Origin of the sequence: Hydrogenophaga sp. (assembly GCF_030651625.1) — a bacterium.
Classification (GTDB): Bacteria; Pseudomonadota; Gammaproteobacteria; order Burkholderiales; family Burkholderiaceae_C; genus Hydrogenophaga.
Window position 1 is genome coordinate 81,412 of the sequence record NZ_JAUSCF010000030.1, and the last position, 19,958, is coordinate 101,369.

General features: G+C 65.1%; 15 protein-coding genes. 5 read left to right on the plus strand and 10 right to left on the minus strand.

Features of this window, described 5'->3' with window-relative positions; translation table 11 throughout:
* The first annotated feature begins 46 nt into the window (after nucleotides 1-46).
* On the plus strand, nucleotides 47-1,237 hold the full coding sequence (tgt, locus tag Q7V46_RS14040; RefSeq protein WP_304914173.1) for a tRNA guanosine(34) transglycosylase Tgt: 1,191 nt from the start codon (nucleotides 47-49) through the stop codon (nucleotides 1,235-1,237).
* A 48-nt stretch (nucleotides 1,238-1,285) separates the two neighbouring features.
* Nucleotides 1,286-2,467 carry a nitrate/nitrite transporter gene (locus Q7V46_RS14045; protein WP_304914174.1) on the plus strand — a complete coding sequence of 394 codons (1,182 nt, stop codon included), beginning with the start codon at nucleotides 1,286-1,288 and terminating at the stop codon, nucleotides 2,465-2,467.
* Between the two features lie 7 nt (nucleotides 2,468-2,474).
* Here the strand turns inward: Q7V46_RS14045 and Q7V46_RS14050 are convergent, their stop codons facing one another.
* The 8 genes from Q7V46_RS14050 to Q7V46_RS14085 form a co-directional block, all read right to left on the minus strand.
* Nucleotides 2,475-3,635 carry a response regulator gene (locus Q7V46_RS14050; RefSeq protein WP_304914175.1) on the minus strand — a complete coding sequence of 387 codons (1,161 nt, stop codon included), beginning with the start codon at nucleotides 3,633-3,635 and terminating at the stop codon, nucleotides 2,475-2,477.
* 27 nt (nucleotides 3,636-3,662) lie between these two features.
* Complete coding sequence (locus Q7V46_RS14055; protein ID WP_304914176.1) at nucleotides 3,663-6,563, minus strand: PAS domain S-box protein; 2,901 nt, start codon at nucleotides 6,561-6,563, stop codon at nucleotides 3,663-3,665.
* 9 nt (nucleotides 6,564-6,572) lie between these two features.
* Entirely contained in the window at nucleotides 6,573-6,983 is a 411-nt protein-coding gene (locus tag Q7V46_RS14060) for a hypothetical protein (RefSeq protein WP_304914177.1), read from the minus strand.
* Between the two features lie 139 nt (nucleotides 6,984-7,122).
* Entirely contained in the window at nucleotides 7,123-7,758 is a 636-nt protein-coding gene (locus Q7V46_RS14065) for a response regulator transcription factor (RefSeq protein WP_304914178.1), read from the minus strand.
* The gene (locus Q7V46_RS14070) at nucleotides 7,755-10,385 is read right to left on the minus strand and encodes a PAS domain S-box protein (protein WP_304914179.1); all 2,631 of its coding nucleotides are present in this window, start codon (nucleotides 10,383-10,385) and stop codon (nucleotides 7,755-7,757) included. Before Q7V46_RS14070 ends, Q7V46_RS14065 begins: the two co-directional genes overlap by 4 nt.
* Nucleotides 10,386-10,547: 162 nt before the next feature.
* Entirely contained in the window at nucleotides 10,548-11,594 is a 1,047-nt protein-coding gene (locus tag Q7V46_RS14075; RefSeq protein ID WP_304914180.1) for a serine endopeptidase, read from the minus strand.
* A 500-nt stretch (nucleotides 11,595-12,094) separates the two neighbouring features.
* Entirely contained in the window at nucleotides 12,095-12,934 is an 840-nt protein-coding gene (locus Q7V46_RS14080) for a dioxygenase (protein ID WP_304914181.1), read from the minus strand.
* A gap of 43 nt (nucleotides 12,935-12,977) precedes the next feature.
* A complete protein-coding gene (locus Q7V46_RS14085; protein WP_304914182.1) occupies nucleotides 12,978-13,433 on the minus strand; it encodes a DoxX family protein in 456 nt (151 codons plus the stop codon).
* A 121-nt stretch (nucleotides 13,434-13,554) separates the two neighbouring features.
* Here Q7V46_RS14085 and Q7V46_RS14090 point away from each other — a divergent pair, with 121 nt between their 5' ends.
* Entirely contained in the window at nucleotides 13,555-14,472 is a 918-nt protein-coding gene (locus Q7V46_RS14090) for a LysR family transcriptional regulator (RefSeq protein ID WP_304914183.1), read from the plus strand.
* Nucleotides 14,473-14,762: 290 nt separating this feature from the next.
* On the opposite strand, the gene Q7V46_RS14095 is transcribed toward Q7V46_RS14090, so the two are convergent.
* Nucleotides 14,763-16,172 carry a DUF2130 domain-containing protein gene (locus Q7V46_RS14095; RefSeq protein WP_304914184.1) on the minus strand — a complete coding sequence of 470 codons (1,410 nt, stop codon included), beginning with the start codon at nucleotides 16,170-16,172 and terminating at the stop codon, nucleotides 14,763-14,765.
* Nucleotides 16,173-16,633: 461 nt separating this feature from the next.
* Here Q7V46_RS14095 and Q7V46_RS14100 point away from each other — a divergent pair, with 461 nt between their 5' ends.
* Nucleotides 16,634-17,386, plus strand: coding sequence for a ProQ/FINO family protein (locus Q7V46_RS14100; RefSeq protein WP_304914185.1), 753 nt, complete (start codon nucleotides 16,634-16,636; stop codon nucleotides 17,384-17,386).
* A complete protein-coding gene (locus tag Q7V46_RS14105) occupies nucleotides 17,383-18,645 on the plus strand; it encodes an MFS transporter (protein ID WP_304914186.1) in 1,263 nt (420 codons plus the stop codon). Before Q7V46_RS14100 ends, Q7V46_RS14105 begins: the two co-directional genes overlap by 4 nt.
* Nucleotides 18,646-18,652: 7 nt before the next feature.
* Here the strand turns inward: Q7V46_RS14105 and Q7V46_RS14110 are convergent, their stop codons facing one another.
* A complete protein-coding gene (locus Q7V46_RS14110; RefSeq protein ID WP_304914187.1) occupies nucleotides 18,653-19,954 on the minus strand; it encodes an FIST N-terminal domain-containing protein in 1,302 nt (433 codons plus the stop codon).
* Between the last annotated feature and the right edge of the window lie 4 nt (nucleotides 19,955-19,958).

Here is a 19,958-nt window from a genome sequence, read left to right on the forward strand (position 1 = left end):
TCCCCGGGCGGCGCGTCGCCAGAGGACGCCCCTCTAAAATCGGTCGATGTTGAAATTCGACCAGCTGCTTTCCGACCCGCCCAAAGACGCCTACCCCGGCAGCCACGCCCGCCGCGGCCGGCTCACCCTCAACCATGGCGTGGTTGAAACGCCCATCTTCATGCCCGTGGGCACCTACGGCACGGTCAAGGGCGTCATGCCCCGGTCGCTGCACGACATGGGCGCACAGATCATCCTGGGCAACACCTTCCACCTGTGGATGCGCCCCGGCCAGGACGTGATGAAAAGCTTCGGCGGCCTGCATGCTTTCGAGCAATGGCACAAACCCATCCTCACCGATTCGGGCGGCTTTCAGGTCTGGAGCCTGGGCGCGATGCGCAAAATCACCGAAGAAGGTGTGCACTTCGCAAGTCCCGTCAACGGCGACAAGCTCTTCATGTCGCCTGAGGTGAGCATGCAGATCCAGACCGGGCTGAACAGCGACATCGTGATGCAGCTCGACGAATGCACACCGTACGAGACCAATGGTCACCTCACCACAGAGGCCGAGGCGCGCAAGAGCATGGAGATGAGCCGGCGCTGGGCGGTGCGTTCCAAAGACGAGTTCGCCCGGCTGGAAAACCCCAACGCGCTGTTCGGCATCGTGCAGGGCGGCATGTTCGAGCACCTGCGCCAGGAGTCTCTCGAAGCCCTCGTCGAGATGGACTTCCCCGGCTATGCCATCGGCGGCGTGAGCGTGGGCGAGCCCAAGGAGCAGATGCTGCAGATCATGGCGCACACGCCGCACCGCCTCCCTGCGCACAAGCCGCGCTACCTCATGGGCGTGGGCACGCCGGAAGACCTGGTGCAGGGGGTGGCCGATGGGGTGGACATGTTCGACTGTGTGATGCCCACTCGCAACGCGCGCAACGGCACGCTGTTCACCCGCTTCGGCGACCTCAAGATCCGCAATGCCCGCCACAAGACAGACCACCAGCCGCTGGACCCCACCTGCACCTGCTACGCCTGCGCAGGCCAAAGCGGCGTGAGCTGGGCCGACGGCGGGCGCGACGGCTTCAGCCGCGCCTACCTGCACCACCTGGACCGCTGTGGCGAGATGCTCGGCCCCATGCTGGCCACTGTGCACAACCTGCACCACTACCTGAACCTCATGCGCGAGGTGCGCGAGTCGCTGGACGCGGGGAGCTTCGGCGCGTTCCGTGCGCAGTTCAAGGCCGATCGGGCGCGGGGCGTCTGACACCTTTGCGGCGAGTGCTGGCCGCAATGCGCGTTTAAGCTGCACGCCATGACACAGCCCCCGGTGCCCCGCCACATCTTGCCAGTGCTGGTGCTCGCGCAGTTGCTGGGCACGTCTTTGTGGTTCGCGGTCAACGCCGTGATGCCGGACCTGCAACGCGAACTGGGCTGGTCCACCAGTGCGGTGGGCACACTCACATCGGCGCTCCAGTTCGGCTTCATCCTGGGCACGCTGGTGTTTGCGCTGCTGGCCATTGCCGACCGCTTTGCACCGCGCCGTGTGTTCCTGGTGTGCGCGCTGGCCGGCGCTGCCTGCACCGTGGGCGCCTGGTGGACGGTGCGCGACTTCAACGCGCTGATGGTCTGGCGGTTTGCCACCGGCTTTTTTCTCGCCGGCATCTACCCGGTGGGGATGAAGATCGCAGCGCAGTGGTACAGCAAGGGCCTGGGCGCGGCGCTGGGCTACCTGATCGGTGCGCTGGTGCTGGGTTCTGCCAGCGCGCACGCGTTGCGCGCGCTGGGCAACGCCCTGCCCTGGCCCACGCTGATGCTGGGCGTGGCCGCGCTCGCGGCATTGGGTGGTCTGCTGCTGTTCTTTGCCACCGGCGACCCGCCCGGCGCCGTGGCACGTGTGACCACCCTGCAGTGGCGCGCACTGGGATCGGTCTGGACCGATGCGCGCGTGCGCAGCTCGGTGCTCGGATACTTCGGCCACATGTGGGAGCTCTACACCATGTGGGTGATGGTGCCGCTGGTCCTGGCCACGCGACTGCAGGGGGTGAGCCTCTCGTGGGCGGCTTTCTGGGTGCTGGGCGCCGGCGCGCTTGGCTGTGTCGGTGGTGGCTGGGTGGCGCAACGCTGGGGCAGTGCGCGTGTGGCGGGCAGCCATCTGGCGGTCAGCGGGGCCTGCTGCCTCGCTGCGCCCCTGTTCATGGCCGCACCCGATGCGTGGTTCTATGCCTGGCTGGTGGTGTGGGGCATCACCGTCTCGGGCGACTCACCCCAGCTCAGCACCCTGACCGCGCGCAACGCGCCCCCACAGGCGGTGGGCAGCGTGCTCACGCTGGTCAACAGCATCGGTTTTGCGATCTCCATCGTCAGCATCCTGCTGTTCGTTTCACTCGCTGAAACCGTGGCCCTGGACGCGCTGCTGCCCTGGCTGGCGCTGGGTCCTGCGCTGGGGCTGTGGGGACTGCGGCTGCTCTGGCGCGAAGAATCGCAGCAGCGTTGAAACGGGCTCAATGACCCAGGTGCTGCGCCACCTTCTTCAGCAGGATGTCCCGATTGAAGGGCTTGGCCACGAAGTCCACGGCGCCCGCCTTGCGACTTTCCACAATCACATGCTTTTCGGTCCGGCCAGTGAGCATGATCACGGGAACGTCCACATTCAACTGGCTGCCCTTGAGCTCGCGTGTGAGCAGGATGCCATTGGAGTCAGGCAGAAGAAAGTCCATCAGGATCAGGTCGGGCCTGTTCTTCGCAAGGAAGCGTTGCGCATCCACGGCCGTGCCCACGACCTCGACTTCGTATTGCGCACCGATGAGCACCTGCTTGAGGAGGCGTCGCATGTACTCGTCGTCGTCCACCACCAGCAGCTGTGGCCGGCTTGACCTGGCACGTTGCACCATGTCGCGCGTGGCCTGCATGGGTTCGGACAATTCGCTGGTGATGGTGTCGACCCAGTCCCGCACGGGTTGCACCGACTGCACCACGTCTTCCAGCGTGGGCATGACGGCCTCGCTGCGCAACTTGCCAAACGCTTGCTCGACCCTTGAGGCGTCGCGCACCGTGAGGGCGTTGTCCAGCCCCGTGGCCAGGATGCGTTCGGACAAGCCTCCCATGGCCCGGCTGACCGATTCCTGCGCCAGCCGCGCGGTGGTCTGCGCATGGCGGGCGTGCAGCCGACCCAGTTTGACCTGTTGTGCGAGTTGTTCCTCCAGCGCTTCGGCACGGCGCGCGAGGTTGGCCAGTTCCGACAGCGGCGCCAGCGCCAGCTCCTGGTCCAGCGCGCACAGCGCCAGGTGCACCGACATGGCCAGCCGCCTGGCATCGTGCACCAGGGGCCAGAACAGCACGTAATCGTCGAACACGTCCTGCACGCACAGATCGAAGGCGCGTCGCACGGTTTCCTTGTCGCACAGCAGCAGCGTGCGGTGCGGGAGCGACTGGATCACCTCGCTGCGCCGGTACAGCCCCAGGTAGAAGCGTTCACAGGCTTCCAGCGACTTGAAGGCCAGCACCAGCACCTGCGGCTTGACCCGCTCGAACACGGCATCCGATTTCAGGGCATCGGTCGTGGCTTCCACTTGCGGGTAGCGCTCGCGCAACATGACGCAGACCTGCTCGCCGTCCATCGCGTTGTCGCCGACAACAAGGACCCTGGCCTCTCTGTGTTTCATGTCTGTCTGTTCATGCGGTGGTCCGGCTCAGCTGGTGGTGTCCGAAATCCCGACGCCCTGGTGCTCAGACAACCGGGTCATGACGTGGGCCAACTCGTCTTCCATCTGTGCCATCAGGCGGTGCATCTGTGTGGCGCTGCAGCCGGGTTCGGCGTGTTCGATGCGGTCGCAGCACGCAGCCAGCGACACGGCGCCGATCACCCGGCACGAAGACTTGAGTCGGTGCGCCAGATTGCCCAGCGTGGCAACATCACCGCCGCTGGCGGCACGCCTCATCTCGTCCATGGTGCTGAATGCGGTGAGCACAAAGCGCTGGCGAAACTCGGCCAGCACGACAGGGTCGTCGCCCACCAAGCCTGCCAGCGCCTGGTCGTCGTAAGCGCTGGGGCCCAGCTCCACGTCGACCACGTCCAGCTCTTCACAGACGTCCACGTCGAACAGGCCAGCGTTCTGTGATTCGTGCGGCGGCATCCAGCGCCTGAGCATTTCATCAAGATCGTCGGTCTGGACCGGTTTGCTCAGGTAGTCGTCCATGCCGGCGGACCGGCAGCGGTCGATCTCGCCACGCAAGGCGTTCGCCGACAGCGCCACAATCGGGATTCTTGCGCCATCCCCCTCCTCGGTCCGGATGGTGGCGGCCAGCGTGTAGCCGTCAATCCCCGGCATGTGCAGGTCGGTGAGCAGCAAGGCATGTCGCTGCTGGGCTCGTCCGGTACGCCAGCGCGCCAATGCGTCCAGCCCGTCGCTGGCCACCTCCACCGAGAGGCCCAGCAGGGCGAGCTGGTGGCCAATCACCTTCTGGTTGATCTCGTTGTCTTCCGCCAGCAGCACCAGGGGGCTGCCGGCCATGGCGAACCGAGGCCCTGTCTGCAGAGTGGGGGTGGGCCAGTCGGTGTCCGTCCGGGGAGGGGCCTGTGCCAGCTCATAGGGAAAGGTCACCGTGAAAGTGGAGCCCTGTCCGGCGGTGCTGTCGACCACGATCCAGCCGCCCATCATGCTGGCCAGGCGCTTGCAGATCGACAAGCCCAGACCGGTACCTCCATAGCTGCGGGTGATGGCGCTCTCAGCCTGCACGAAGGGCTCGAAAATGCGTTGCAGCGCCTCGGGAGCCATACCGATTCCGTTGTCGATCACGGTGATTTCAAGGTGCCCGGGAAGCTCCGGCCCACACGGCTGCACCCGAAGCTCCACCCGGCCCGCGCGCCCGGTACCCACGGAGAACTTGATGGCGTTGCCCAGCAGGTTGTTGAGAATCTGGCGCAACCGTCCGACGTCGCTGAGGATCCAGTCTGGCACCTCAGGTGCCACGTTCACACGAAGTTCGACCAACCGTGAGGCGGATGTGGTGCGCAGGGCGTCGCACACGCTGTCGGCCAGTCGCACCAGAGAGACGGGGCCGCTTTCCAGCTTGAGCTGACCCGCTTCGATCCTGGAGAAGTCCAGCAGGTCATCAATGATAGTCAGCAAGGCCAGGGCCGATTCGCTGACGGTGTCGGTCAGTTCGCGCTGGTAAGACGAAAGCGCCGAGCGTTGAAGCAGGTCGATGCAACCCACCACTCCGTTCATGGGCGTGCGGATCTCGTGACTCATGGTGGCCAGGAACGCGCTCTTGGCTTCGTTGGCGGCCTCGGCCGCTCGTCGCGCCTTCACCAGGGCTCCGGTGCGCAGCTCCACCAGCTCTTCCAGGTGCTGCTGGTAACAGGCCAGTTCATGGCTCAGGCGCTCCTTCTCGGTCACGTCCAGCATCAGCGCCAGGTATTGCGTGATGCGACCGTTGGCGTCGCGGATGGGGGTGATGATTGCGTCTTCCTGGTATTCCACACCGTTCTTGCGTCGGTTGAAAAACCGGCCGCGCCAGGACTTCCCTTCCAGCAGGTGTTCCCACATTTCACGGAACGTCTCCGGCGGGGTTCGGCCCGATTGCAATATGCGGGGGTTCTGCCCCAGCATCTCGTACAGCTCGTACCCCGAGCTGGCCAAAGCGGCGGCGTTGACATACTCGAGGTTGGCATCGAGGTCGGTGATGTGAACACTCTCGGCGCACTGCTCCATGGCCATCGAGAGCAAGCGCAGTTTCTGATCCTGGGCCCGGCGCTCCGTGATGTCCCTCAGCACCGACACGTAGCGGTGGGCATCCACCCGGCGGGTGCCCACCTCGGCCCAGAACGCGGTGCCGTCGCGGCGGAGGAGTGGCCATTCGTTCAGGCGACGTTCCGAACCCGATCCTTCGGCAATGACCCGGGTGAGGCGAGCGCGTTCTGCCTCGGGAATCAGATCCATCACATGCTTCGACAAGAGTTCGCCCCTGCTGCATCCCAGCATCTGCAAGACGGCCGGATTGGCGTCAATGACATGGTGGTCCTGGTCCAGCATGAGCACACCATCCGGCATGTGGTCGAGCAGGTCGCGGCGCTCGGCATTGGCTCGGCTGACCTGCTCATGCAGGTGCTGGCTGCGCAGGCAGTGCTCCACTGCCCGCGCGAGGTCACGCAGGATGTCACGCTGGGAGTCGGTGAGCTGGCGCGGCTGATGGTCGAAGGCACACAGCGTGCCCATGGCGTGACCATCCACCAGCAGCGGGACACCCGCATAAAAGGTCACATGCGGCTCCCCGGTGACCAGCGGGTTGTCGGCAAAGCGAGCGTCCAGCCTGGCGTCGGGCACCTCCAGCAGCTCGGGCTGGAGGATGGTGTGGGCACAGAACGCCAGCTCGCGCGGGCCCTCTTGCGCTTCGATGCCGTGTCGCGCCTTGAACCACTGCCGGTCCGCATCGACCAGGCTCACGACGGAGAACGGGCAGCCGGTCAGCTGGGCAGCGGCCCGAACGATGCCATCGAGCACCGGATCGGGCGGCGTGTCGAGCACTCCCAGGGCATCGAGGATGGCGAGGCGACGGGATTCATCAGGGGGCAGGAGGGCAGAGGGCATGGTGGCGTCTCAATGGGGTGAGGAATGGCCGCTGGCCAGGGCATGGAAGGACTGTTTCAGCCGAACAATGGACGGCCGGTTGCAATCGGTTCCGGCACCGGTCGTGCCGTCGAGGGAGTCATCAAACACGTGCACCAGGGCCTGCGGGGCGGCGCGCGCCAGGAAGCGCCTGATGGCGGGCACGAGCACGCTGTCCATCGACAGATCGAGCACGAGCAGATGGGTTTCCAGGCGGGTGGCGCGATCCATGGCGTCGAGGTACGAATCGACCACGACGATGCTGCAGCCGGGCAGGTGATTTCGCACACACCGCTGCAGCAAGGCGTGGCGTCTCGGGTCGTCCACCACCAGCATGACCCGGGGAGGCGGTGCGCCCGACCCGGCTTCAGCGCGGCGATCGGCCGAACGCGTGTGGGGCATTGAGAAACTCGCTGTCGGCTGTCCGGGCTCAGCGAGCCACCAGATCAACAGCCTTCTTCGACTGTAGAAAGCCGCCGGCGCTGCGTCTGTAGGGAGTTCTCGATGCGGTGTGTGGGTGGATCGTGTGCCACACCTGGATTCAGGCGTTTTCCGCGTCGATCAAGCCTTTGCGGATGGCGAATCGCACCAGGGCGGGCACATCGGGCGTGGCCAGTTTGCTCATGATGCGGCTGCGGTAGGAGTCCACCGTCTTCGGGGACAGGTGCAGCGCGCGTCCGATCTCGGCGCTGGATTGCCCCTGAACCACCATCAGCACGATCTGGCGCTCGCGCACCGACAGCATGTCCAGGGCATCGTCTCCGGGCGCCGTGAGGCCCTGCACGGCCAGCTCGGCCACCTCGGAACCCATGTAGCGCTGTCCCTTGCCCACCGCATCGAGCGCACCCAGCAACTCGGAGGCCGGCGAGCCCTTGAGCACATACCCCATCGCACCCAGGCGCAGCGCCTCTGCCACATGGCGTGGCTGGGCCGACATGGTCAGCACGATCGCTTGCGCCTGCGGTGCGCGGCGCTGGAGTTCGGTCAGCAGTTCGAAACCCGAGCGCTGGCCCAGGTGCAGATCGAGCAGCACCACCACCGCACCAAGATCACGCAGGTCGGCCAGCGCCTGCGTCGGGTCGGCCGATTCCCCCACCACCCGATGTCCGGCGGCTTCCAGCACCGCCCGCAATCCATCGCGCAGCAGGGTGTGGTCGTCGACAAGATACAGGTTCATGGCGCCACCCAGTTCAGGCACACGCGTGTGCCCCCGCCGGGTTCGGCGGTGATGACGAAGCGCGCACCAACGGAGATGGCCCGTTCCCGCATGCCCACAATGCCCAGGTGGCCCGGCCGTCCCTGCCACATGTCGGGCGGGATACCGGTGCCGTCGTCGATCACTTCCACATCAAGCCGGCGCGCATCGCCGTCCAGCAGAACCCGGATCAGCGATGCCTGCGCATGCAGGCGGGCATTGGCAATGGCTTCACGCACCACCATGAAGGCGCTGTACTCCACGTCACTCGGCCATCGCTGACGGCTCAGGCCATCCGCGACCTCCAGCAGCACATCGGTGCCCAGGGGCAAAGGCGCGGTCCGGATTTCGTTGTCCAGCGCGGCCGCCAGGCCCTGTTCTTCCAGCAAGGGTGGACGCAGGTCCGCCAGCACCTCACGCACATCCAGCACCGCTTGCGCCAGCACCTTTTCGAGACGCTGGCACTGCTCGGCAAGCACCGGTGGCAAGGTGGTGCCCGCCGTGACCAGCACAGCCTCCAGGTTCAGACGCGCCACCGCCAGCGACTGGCCGAGGTTGTCGTGCAGCGCCTGGGCCAGGCGCCGTGTGGTGTGCCGTTCCTGCTTCATGAGCCGCTGATTGAGTTCGGAGAGTTCGACCTGGTAGGTCAGCAGCGCATGCTGCGCAGCTCGGCGATCGGTCATGTCACGCAGCACCGCGATGTAGCGCGTGGCGTCCAGGGCGCGGATGCTCACTTCCACCGGCAAGACCGTGCCATCGCGGCGCACCACGTTCCACTCTGTCAGGGGCTCCGGACTGGGCGACCGCGGCTGAAGGAAGTCGGCCGGACAGGTCGGCTTCTGGTTCGCCAGCAAGGCCTCCAGCGACATGTTGAGCAGCCCCTCGCCCGCGTAGCCCAGCATGTCCACCGCTTGCGGGTTGGCGTCGAGGATGCGGTTGCCGTGGTCGACCAGCAGCACACCGTCGGCCAGCTGGTCGAACAAGTTGCGCCGGTAGGCCTCGGATTCGCGCAGCGCGGCCTCGGCCTTCTTGCGGGCGCTGATGTCAACGGTGGTGCCGGCCATGAAGATGGCCTGCCCTTCCTCGTTCCACTCGGCCTGTCCCTGCATGTGCATCCAGCGCCATTCGCCAAGCGCATCGCGGACGCGCACTTCCAAATCGAAGGGTGTGCGCGCCTTCAGGTGGCGGCGCAAGGCATCGCGGTGCCTGCGCAGGTCCTCGGGATGGGTCAGCGCGCCCAGACGGCTGCGGTAAACCGTGGCCGGGACCGGATCGAAACCGAGCTGCAGCCAGAAATCGTCGCTGAAGTTGAGCCGGTCACTCCTCGGGTCCCAGTCCCACACCTGCCCGCCCGCAGCAGCCAGCCGGTAGCGCTGTTCGCTGCGCCGCAGGCTGGCCTCACTTTCGCGCAGTGCCTGTTCGCTTTCCACCAGGTCGGTCACGTCCAGCGCAATGCCCTGCACATAGGCGGGGAGTCCATCGGAAGGCGCAATCCGCCGGGACCGGTCCCGAAAATGGCGCCAGTTGCCGTTCGCCTCTCGCATGCGGTACTGAATCTGGTGGTCGATACCGTCCAGGCGGTCACCCGACAGCGCGTCCATCACGCGGTCTCGGTCCTCCGGGTGCAACGCATTGGTCCAGACCTGGGGATCGGCGATCCACTCACTCACGCTGTACCCCAGCTGGCGGACATAGGGACTGATGTACATCGTCGGATAAGACGGTTCCAGGGCCGTGCGGTAGATCAGCGCCGGCATCTGTTCGGCCAGCAGGCGGAAATCGCGCTCGCGGTCGAGCAGCAGTCGCTCGAACAGCTTGCGCTCGGTGATGTCGTTGCAGAAGATCGAGAGGCCCTCCGGCGAGGGGAAAACACGAACCTCCAGCCACTTGTCCCACGGCGCGTAGTACGCTTCAAATACCTCGGCCTTCTGGGTCCGTATCGCATTCACATAAGCGTTGTGAAACACACGTGCGTGCTTCAGCTCGTATTCGTCCCAGACGTATCGACCGAGCAGTTGCTCGGGTTTGTCTCGCTGAAAGAGCCGCAAGGCGGGTGCATTGAGGTAGGAGAACCGCAAGTCCTTGTCAAAGGCAAAAATGGAGTCACTCACCCGATTGATCACATGGTCGAGCAGTTCGCGCGCCGCGCTCGTCTCGCGCATGGCCAGCTCAGCCTTTTGCTCCATGGCAATGCGTTCTGTCACCTCGTTCACCACCACCAGCCGCGCCGGACACCCGTCCCATAGCAAGTCACTGGATGTCACTTCGACTTCGATCAGGTCGCCGTCCTTCAAGGCATGCTTCCAGCGGGTGGTCACCCGCAGCCCATAGGAGCCGATCGGGTCCTTGTCTATTTGCGCCTCTGTCAGGCGCTGGCCTTGCAGCGTACGGCGAATGTCCAGGATGGTGAGCCGCAGGAATTCTGCGCGGGAATAACCGTAGCGCGCGATGGCTGCGGTGTTGACGGCCAGCAAGCGCTTGCTGGCATGGTCGAACACCCACATGGGCTGTGGGTGGGCGTTGAACAGCAGGCGGTACTGCTGTTCGCTGTCCTGGGGCGCTGGGAAATCGCCTGGGTGTTGCGGAATGTGGCCCTCTGGCTTTTGCATCGCTCATTGTGCTCGAGGCTTTCGGGGGTTTCAACCGGAAGGCAACACTCGCTCACGCACCCGCGGGGGAGGAAGTCCTCTTCCTGTGCCACCGCCCGCTGGCGATCCCAAGGATCCACGCCGCAACACACGGCAAAACCATCCTAAGACACGTCAAACAGGTCAGTTTTTCACCGGCAACGCCGGAGCTCCGCAACCATGGCAGTACCGCGCAAAGGCATTCTTGCGGACATGACAGCCACCACATCGGTTGTTCAGGCCCATGCCGCAGTGGGGGCAGAAGTCGTTTTGTGGGTCCTTCATGTCCACCGCACGCTCGCAGCCTGGGCACACACCTTTGCCCAACCGCTTCAGCGCCAGGTCGTAGTCCAGATCGTGACGGCGCTGGCTGTCCGGCAGGGCCTCCACCTGCTTTTGTTTTTCCAGATAGCGTTGCAGCGCACGAATGGCGTAGCGCCCACCCACCACCGTCAGCACGATGCCGACCAGATAACGAACATAGCCACCATAACTGGGCAAATAAGGCACCAGTTTCACGAAAAAGGCAAAGACCGCGAAGAAGATGAAGCCCCATACGAACGGCCAGTAGGTGCCGTGCCGCTTCTTGGCAAACAACCAGCCCGCAGCCACGAGCAGAGGCAAGGTGAGCGCCAGGCGGTACAGGAACACGCGCAGTTCCTGCGCCCGCTGGGCACTCAGGTAGCTGTCGCGGGCGGCATCCTGCAGATCGCGCAACTGGTCTTGCGCACGCTGCTCGGTCTGTCGAGCGTCAAGGGCTGCCTGCTCTTGCGCCTCCACCCCCGCCAGGGCTTCCCGCTCGGCCAGTCGGTAAGCGTCGAGGTCGCGGGTGCGCCGAATCAGTTCTTCGTCCTGCTCGGGCCGCTCGGTGGCGCGCCGCGTGGCCAGCCAGTTGCTGAAGGTTTCGCGCGCCGCGCGGTTGTTGGCCTGTGCCGTCTGCAGCCGCAAGCGCGCCTGATCCAGCGCGTCCTGCGCATCCCGCCCTGCCCGTTGCGCAGCTTCAATGGATTGCTTCAACGCTGGCGCCCGTTGCGTGTCCAGGAAATCGTCCAGCGACTGGCTCTGCTCCACCTGGGGCAGGTCACCCACGATGGTGCCGCCCAGCCCGACCAGGAACCAGGCAAACACAAAGGCCACCAGCCACAGGCCACGGCGAAACCATTTCTCTGACCAACGCATGCTCTGGCTCATCTCCAACTCCTTCGCTTCTTGACGACAGGGAAGTATCTGCGCGAACCGGTGCTCACGGTGCCAGCCGTTCAGGCGCGCTGCCCAGGCCGCTGCGCTCCACGTGCGGGGGGGATGCTGCACGCGGGTTCTATCAACAAGGCAGGTAGCGGCGCTCGCAAAGCGGGTGCCAAAACCGACCACACCGCTTCGTGGCGTCACAGATCGCCGAGAAAACTCGCCCAGACCCTACCGGTAGGGGCCGGTGAAGGTGCCGCACTGGTTGTGCTTGGGCCGCACACCCCCTGGGCAATCCTTGATTTCAGGTCGTTGACGACCACGTTGACAACCTCAGATCCGAAGCCAGGAACAATCGTTTTTCTGATGCCCAACGCGGGGCGAGACCCCGAACGGCACAGGACAAAAGCTCAGACAATGTCGACGATGCCCCCTTCCACCCGCAAGGCAACCCCGGTGGTGACAGAGAACGGCGGTCTTGCCGCTAAGGTCGATGTTCGGCATGTCTAACCTCGAAGAGCGCATGCGTGTGGCGCTTCATTGGCGGTCGAGGCAGGGACCGGCGCAGCAGCGCCGAACACGAAAGCATCCATTGACAGCACACCGTGGGTGATGCCGCCGTCGATCACGCGTCCGGGCACGCCGTCGCCCGCAGCTCCGGCGGCCACCAGCAGCGGCAGGAAGTGTTCGGTCGTGGGGTGGGCTCGCTGCGCGTGCGGGGCGATCTCCAGCGTGCGCTGCAGTCGCGCGCCATCACCCTGCTGCACGGCCTCACGTACCCAGGCCACGAACCCGGTGGCGTAGGCCTCTTCATGCCCGTGCCCGGCGCGGAACTCGTAGAGGTTGTGCGTGAGGCTGCCCGAGCCGACGATGAGCACACCTTCATCGGCCAGCGGCGAGAGCGCCTGGCCGAACGCCCAGGCACCGGCCTCGTCCAGCGTGGCAGGCAGCGACACCTGGAACACCGGCACATCCGCCTCAGGGTAAAGGTAGAGCAGCGGCACCCAGGCGCCGTGGTCCAGACCGCGGCGCTCGTCTCCGTGGGCACTCCAGCCGGCCTGTTGCAACACGGCCAGCGTGCGGTGGGCCAGGTCGGGGTGGCCTTTGGCCGGGTAGCCGATCTCGTACAGCGGCTGCGGGAAACCGCCGAAGTCGTGGATGGTGGCGGGCTGCGCAGACAGGCCCACGCGCGCGCCCTGCGTCATCCAGTGCGGGGAGACGATCAGCACGGCTTGGGGTCGAGGCAAGTCGCGGCCCAGGGTGCTGAGCTGCGGCCCGGCCAGACCGGGATCCAGCGCAAAGGTGGGCGCGCCGTGGGACACAAAAACGGTGGGCAAGCGGGTCATGCGTTTCTCCTGCGGCGCCGGGGCGCCGTGTGGTCCATGAATCTCAGTCGGCGCGGCGGGCCAGCGTGGCATCCACCGAGGCGTTGCCCGCGCCGCTGATGAGCAGCGAGACCGAGGCCGCCAGCAAAGCCAGCGCGTACTCGTAGCCGTTGTTGGCCATGAAGAGCCCCTTGTCCAGGTGCACGGTGGCAATCGCCACCAGCATGGTCACGGCCAGCAAGGCCGCGGCCGGGCGCACCAGCAGACCGATCAACAGGGCCAGACCACCGAAGAACTCGGCGGCGCCGGCCAGCAGCGCCATGAGGTAACCCGGGCTCAGTCCCAGCGAGTCCATGAACTGACCGGTGCCTTCCAGGCCATGGCCGCCGAAGGCGCCAAAGAGCTTTTGCGCACCGTGGGCCACAAAGATGATGCCGATGGAAATGCGCAGGGCCAGTGGCGCCCAGCCGGCGCTGGTGCTCAGCAGGCGTTGCAGGGGGGAAGTGGTCGTGGTGTTCATGGTGGGTTCCTCAGAAAAAAAGGATTGAAAGTGAAGCGATGGATGAACTTTAAAAGTCCCACAAAGAAAGATAAACATGCTCCAATGAGACTGACTATTCCTTCATTTAATACAATCCACGATGGACCGATTTGAAGAAATGCGGGTGTTCGCGGCAGTGGTTGACGCGGGCAGCTTCGTGGGCGCGTCCGACGCCCTGCCCATGTCCAAGGCCGCGGTGTCGCGCCACGTGGCAGAACTTGAAGCGCGCCTGGGTGTGCGGCTGCTGCACCGCACCACCCGCAAGCTCTCGCTCACGGCAGAGGGCGAGGTGTTTCACGCCCGCTGCAAGGAGGTGCTGTCTACCGTGGACGAGGCCGAGGCCGAGATCACCTCGCGCAGCGGCGAGGCCAGTGGTCTGCTGCGCATCAACGCACCCTTCACCTTTGGCCTGCTGCACCTGGCGCCGCTGTGGGTGGAGTTCATGGCGATGCACCCCAAAGTCACGCTGGACGTGACCCTGGCCGACCGCCTGGTCGATCTGGTGGACGAAGGTTTTGACCTCGCGGTGCGGATCGCCCGCCTGCCTGACTCCACCCTCATCAGCCGCCAGCTCACCAGCACGCGCCTGGTGCTTTGTGCTTCGCCCACCTACCTGCGCCAGCACGGAACGCCGAAGCACCCCTCGGAACTGGTGAACCACGCGGTGGCGGCTTACAGCCTGTTTTCGATGGGCGACAACTGGGTGTTCACCGGACCCGATGGCCCGGTGCCGGTGAAGGTGTCACCGCGCCTGCGCAGCAACAACGGCGACACCTGCCGCATGGCCGCGCTGCGCCATCTGGGCATCGTGCTGCAGCCCTCTTTTCTGGTCGGGCCCGACTTGCAGGCTGGCACATTGGTGGAGGTGCTACCCGACTTCCACTCGCTGGAGCTCGGTGTGTATGCAGTCTACCCTTCGCGCAAGTTCGTCTCGGCCAAAGTGCGCCTGCTGATCGAGTTCCTTGTCGATGCTTTCAAGATGCAGGCTTGGCCCTCATCTGCCTCTGCCGCTCGCTGACGGGCCCATCGAGCGACACAGACGGGCAAGCGTTTTCACAGTGACAGGACCGACTGCAGTCCGTTGCCTTGGGATACCGCACGGTAGCAGACCCTCGGACGTCACTTTCAGCCTGGCAGCCGTCGACAGGGCGGAGCGAGAGGCATTGCGGCCGTTCCACAGGCTGCCTGACCAGCGAACTGGGGAATGCCCTCACCGTCTTCTGCTGGCTCAACCTTGGAATATCCGAGGCCAGCCCTGACCCGCCGCTGAAATCAAGGTTCCCCAGGCCATTCACGACCGATACCCGGCTATCCACCATCCGTGGGCTTCTGGTCCTTGAGTTCGGCGAACTTCGCCGCCATCGTCGGGTTCCCGCGCGTCAGCTTCTTGATCGTCACGTCCTGCGCCTTGTCGTTGGCCAGCCGCAGGTTCCGGTCGGTGCCGAGCAGGGCATCTTTTGTCTTCTGCAGGTGATCGATCGATTTGTCGATCTCGTCAATGGCGGTTTGAAACCTTCTGGAGGCGAGGTCGTAGTTCTTCGCGAAGGCGCTCTTGAACTCTTCCAGGCCATTCTCGAAGTTGGTGATGTCGATGTTTTGCGACTTCACGAGCGCCAACTCTGACTTGTACTTCAGCGAGTTCATCGCCGCATTGCGCAGCAGCGTGATGATCGGAATGAAGAATTGCGGCCGCACGACGTACATCTTCGGGAAGCGGTGAAACACGTCAACGATCCCCGTGTTGTAGAGCTCACTATCGGGCTCCAGCAGAGAGACCAGCACCGCATATTCGCACCCCTTCTCTGTGCGGTCTTTGTCGAGTTCCCTCAGGAAATCTTCGTTCCGGTTCTTGGTCGCGGTTCGGTCGTTCTCGTTCTTCATCTCGAACATGATGGAGACGATTTCGGTACCGGCTTCGTCCGCGTCGCGAAAGATGTAGTCGCCCTTGCTGCCCGTGCGGGCGTCGTTGTCTTTTTCGAAGTAGGCCCGGGGAAATGCCGTTGCCCGGATGCGGTTGAACTCGGTCTCGCAGTGCTGCTCAAGGGTTTCGCCCACCATCTTGGTTGAAAGACGGGCCTTCATGTCGCGCAGGCGCTCGATGGCGTCATCCCGGTCCTTGATCTGTGTTTCGTATTTGTCCTTGAGCGACTTCTCGGCAAGTTGTTTCTCAAGTTCCGCGCGTGCGAGGCTGCTCTTCAAGTCGTCGCGCTCTTTCTCGACCGTGCCCACGGCCTCGTTGATCGACAGCTTCTGCGCCACCTCAATGGCGTCCAGCTTCGCCTTCAACGCTTGTATCTCCGCGTCCTTCGTTGCCGCTGCCTGCTGCAGGCCATTGACGAGCCTGGCCTCGGCCAGTTCGGATGCGGCTTGTTTGTCGCGCCTGGCCTGCTCCAGTTCGTTGGCGAGCGCGTCGCGCTGTTTCTCCACCGCGCTCAGTGCCTCGGCCACGGCGAGTCTTCGCGCGATCTCGCCGGCATCGAGCCTGGCCTTCAGTTCCTGGATTTCTGAGTCTTTCGCTGCGGCAGCCTTCTGCAGTTCACCAGCGACCTTTGCTGTGGCCAGCTCGACAGCGTTGCGTTTGTCTTGCTCGGCCAGTTCAAGTCGGTCGTGCAGTTGCTGATCAAATTCGCTGTCGCGCACCTGCTTGAGGATGTCTGCGTACCCGGCCTCGTCGATCTTGAATGCCTTACCGCAGTGCGGGCAGATGATTTCGTGCATGTCTGGTTTCTTCCCGGCTTCGTCAAATGGCTTTGGGTATCTCAGGGCTCGCCCGTAGCGATGCATACGAGCCAAACCGGAGTCGACTGGCTGGAAATGGTCCGGCTGGAACCAATATAAACCAGCCTTTCAGGCCTGCCGGCTGGAACACCTTCTTTCGTACCGCAGTCGCGCTGGATGGCAGGCAGGCCCTCGCCACCATGGAAGCACAAGAGGCAGCTCAGGAGCGTTCGAGCAAGCTCGCCACCCGTTCGTGCCGCCTTCGGCGCCCCCCCCGAGGGGGCGGCACAGGTGGTCCGGCGAAGCCGGCTCCGCGGTACCCCTGGGAGGGCTTCCCCTGCGTCGTCGGCGCCTGTTTCCTCCGGCTGCATGGCGACATGCGTCCGCTCTATCGCCGGGGCTGGCATGATGTCGGGCTTGCCAGAAACCGGGCACATCTCCTTCTTGCTTCACACGTCCACATGAACGCCACCGACAACGACACGCCCGACAACACCGCTCCGGCATCAGATGAAGTCAGTACGGCACCGCCAGCCGGTAGCACACGCGGCCAGCGGCCGAATCGCGGTCGCCGGCCTCCGCGACCCGCTGCCGATCGGCCTGCCGTCCCGGCGCCTTCGCGCCAGCACCCGGTGCTGGACCAGCTGGCCAGCCTGCATCCGGCGCTGTTCGGCGAGGTGTTGCTGCCGCTCAAGCGCGGCATTTTTCAGGACCTGCTGGAAGCGCACCCTGATGTCATCGAGAAAAACGGGCTGAAGGCCGCGCTGGCGCTGCACACGCGCTCCACGCGCTACCTGACGGCGGTGGCCTCTGGCCTGCCGCGCCACGACCTGAACGGCCAGCCGGTCGAAGACCTCACGCCCGAGCAGGTGCACCACGCGCTGATCGAGGTGTTCCGGCGTCGCGGCGCGCGCAGCCGCGAAGACCTGCGTCCCAAGCTGCGCCAGCGCATCCTGCAGGCTTTCGAGGCTTCCGGTCTCAGCCGCGAAGACTACGCCGCGCGTGTACAGGGGCGTGACGAGGAAGTGAACCAGCTCACGCAGGACGCGCTGGCCGAGGCATCGCTGCGCGCGGCACGTGAGGTGGCGTTGCTGCGCGCATTCGAGGCCAGCGGTCAGACGGTCGAGGCCTTTGCCGACATGTACGGCATGCCCGTGCACGAGGCGCGCCGCACCCTGGAGCGGGCGCAGGCCCGCCAGCAACCACGCACATGACCCGCGAAGCGCCCACCGCTGAGTCTGCCTACGCCTGGTGGCGGCTGGTGGTGTCGCTGGCGCTGATGACGCTGGGTGGTGTGGGCATGTACGGCGTGACGGTGGTGCTGCCACCCATCCAGGCCGAATTTGGCGTGGCGCGGGGCGATGCCTCGCTGCCCTACACGCTGACCATGATCGGGTTCGGTTTCGGCGGCATCCTCATGGGGCGCCTGTCCGACCGGTTCGGCGTGATGGTGCCGGTGCTGGGTGGCGCGATCGGTCTGGGTCTGGGGTTCATGGCAGCGGGCATGTCCACCAGCCTGTGGCAGTTCAGTATCGCCCAGGGCCTGATGATCGGCCTGCTGGGCACCTCGGCCACCTTCGCACCACTGGTGGCCGACACCTCGCGCTGGTTCACCCGCCGCCGGGGCATTGCGCTGGCCATCTGCATGAGCGGCAATTACCTGGCTGGCGCGCTCTGGCCACCGGTGATGCAGCACTTCATCGACAGCGTGGGCTGGCGTCAGACCTACATCGGCATTGGTGTGTTCTGTCTTGCATTGATGTTGCCGCTGGCTCTGGTGCTGCGCCGGCGCCCGCCCGCGTTGCCCGCCGCTGAACCCGTCAGCAATGCCACCCTGAAGACATCAACCGCACCGACGACCGAACGTCCGCTCGGCCTTTCGCCTGGCGCACTCCAGACGCTGCTTTGCGTGGCGGGTGTATCGTGCTGTGTGGCCATGTCGATGCCACAGGTGCACATCGTGGCCTACTGCACCGATCTGGGTTTTGGCGCCGCGCGGGGCGCGGAGATGTTGTCGATCATGCTGGGCATGGGCATTGCCAGCCGACTCCTCTCGGGCTGGATTTCTGACCACATTGGCGGGCTGCGCACGCTGCTGCTGGGCTCGGTGCTGCAGACGGTGGCGCTGCTCATGTTCCTGCCCTTTGACGGCCTGGTGCCGCTGTACCTGATCTCGGGCATGTTCGGGCTGTTCCAGGGTGGCATCGTGCCCAGCTACGCCCTGATCGTGCGCGAACATTTTTCACCGCTGCAGGCTGGCACGCGGGTGGGCACCGTGCTCATGGCCACGCTGTTCGGCATGGCGCTGGGCGGATGGATGTCGGGTGCCATTTTTGATCTGACCGGCAGCTACCAGGCGGCCTTCATCAACGGCATCGGCTTCAACCTGCTCAACGTGGCCATCGTGATCTTCCTGCTGCGGCGGGCGCGGCGCAGTGGCATCGGACTGGGCCGCGTTGCTCAGCCAGCTTGACCGAAATTCAAGCTGGCATGGTGAACACGGTGAGCACGGCGGTGTAGCCGTACACGCGGTGGTGCGCGATTTCACCTCCTGCAAAGAAGCCCACCAGCGGCACATCGCCCAGCGCGCGACGAACAATCTGCAGTTCGGCGCTCGGGCTGCCAAAGTGCGGCCCTCCGCGACCCGAGCAACTGACGTAGACCGCGCCGGCAATGCGCCGGGCCGGGTGTGGCGTGGCTTCGGTGTCGCTCGCGGCCAGCGCCGTGGCCAGGGAAAGGCTGCGCTCTTCGGGCTCCAGTTCTTCCCGCACTTCAGCACACACCCGGGTGAGATCCGCGCGCGCGGCCTGCACATGGCGTTCACAAAACGCCATGCGCGTGCCAGCGGGAGCATTCTCCGCGATCGCAATGCCCCGGCGCGCGGTGTCGAGCCCGATGATGTGGCGCACCCGCACGTCAGCACCGAACTGACCGGATACACGCAATGCGACGGGTTCAGGCGACCGATGCGGCGGCACATCCAGTGGGTCGCTCAGGCCCACCAGGGTGGTGCGCAAACGGGCCACCGTGCCAGACAGATCGTCGAGTGAAAGTTGAAACCGCTCCAGCAGCAAGTCGAGTGCGGGTTGGTCGTCCAGCCGCAACACCAGGTTGCCGTCGGCGGCCGTGATGGTTCGCTCCTGATCCACCGGCTGCGCACCCTGCGTTACCCGGGACACCAGGCCCACGTCGGTACCGAACGCCACGCCGCTCAAGCCCCCTTGAAAGACGCCACTGGCCGCGCCTTGTCCACCCATCGTTCCCGCACTGCTCAGTGCAAACTGGGCGCTGGCACCCCGGCTGGCGGTGAGCCCGCCGAACACATAGCCGGATGCGGTGCGGTCCGCCACTTCGGCGATCAGCTCGGCCAGATCGGGCGTGCGACCCTCGGCGTGCACCAGTGCGGTGTGCGGGACAAACCCCGAAGCATCGGCCCCGCTGGCCACCAGCGGCGCCACGCCGCTGAACACACGGTACTGGTCGGGGCTGAGGTCGCACAGCATCACGGCCATGGCCGGTTCGTCAAAATACTCCACGTTGTTGGCCGCCACACCAATGCCCACGGTGCCCGCCCAGTCGGTGACTTCAGGCAGTTCGGCGCTGAGGTGGCCCAGGATGTCCTGCGCGTCTGCTGCGTAGTGATCGGTGATGTAGAGCAGCGCCAGCGAGGGCGCGTCGGCATGGTGGGGCAAGGCCATCTGCGCCCGCAACTGGGCCAGCACCAGCGCAGCGGCCATGCGCCATTGCGGGTGGGTGGCGTGGGCGTAGGGAAAGAGTTTCATCTAT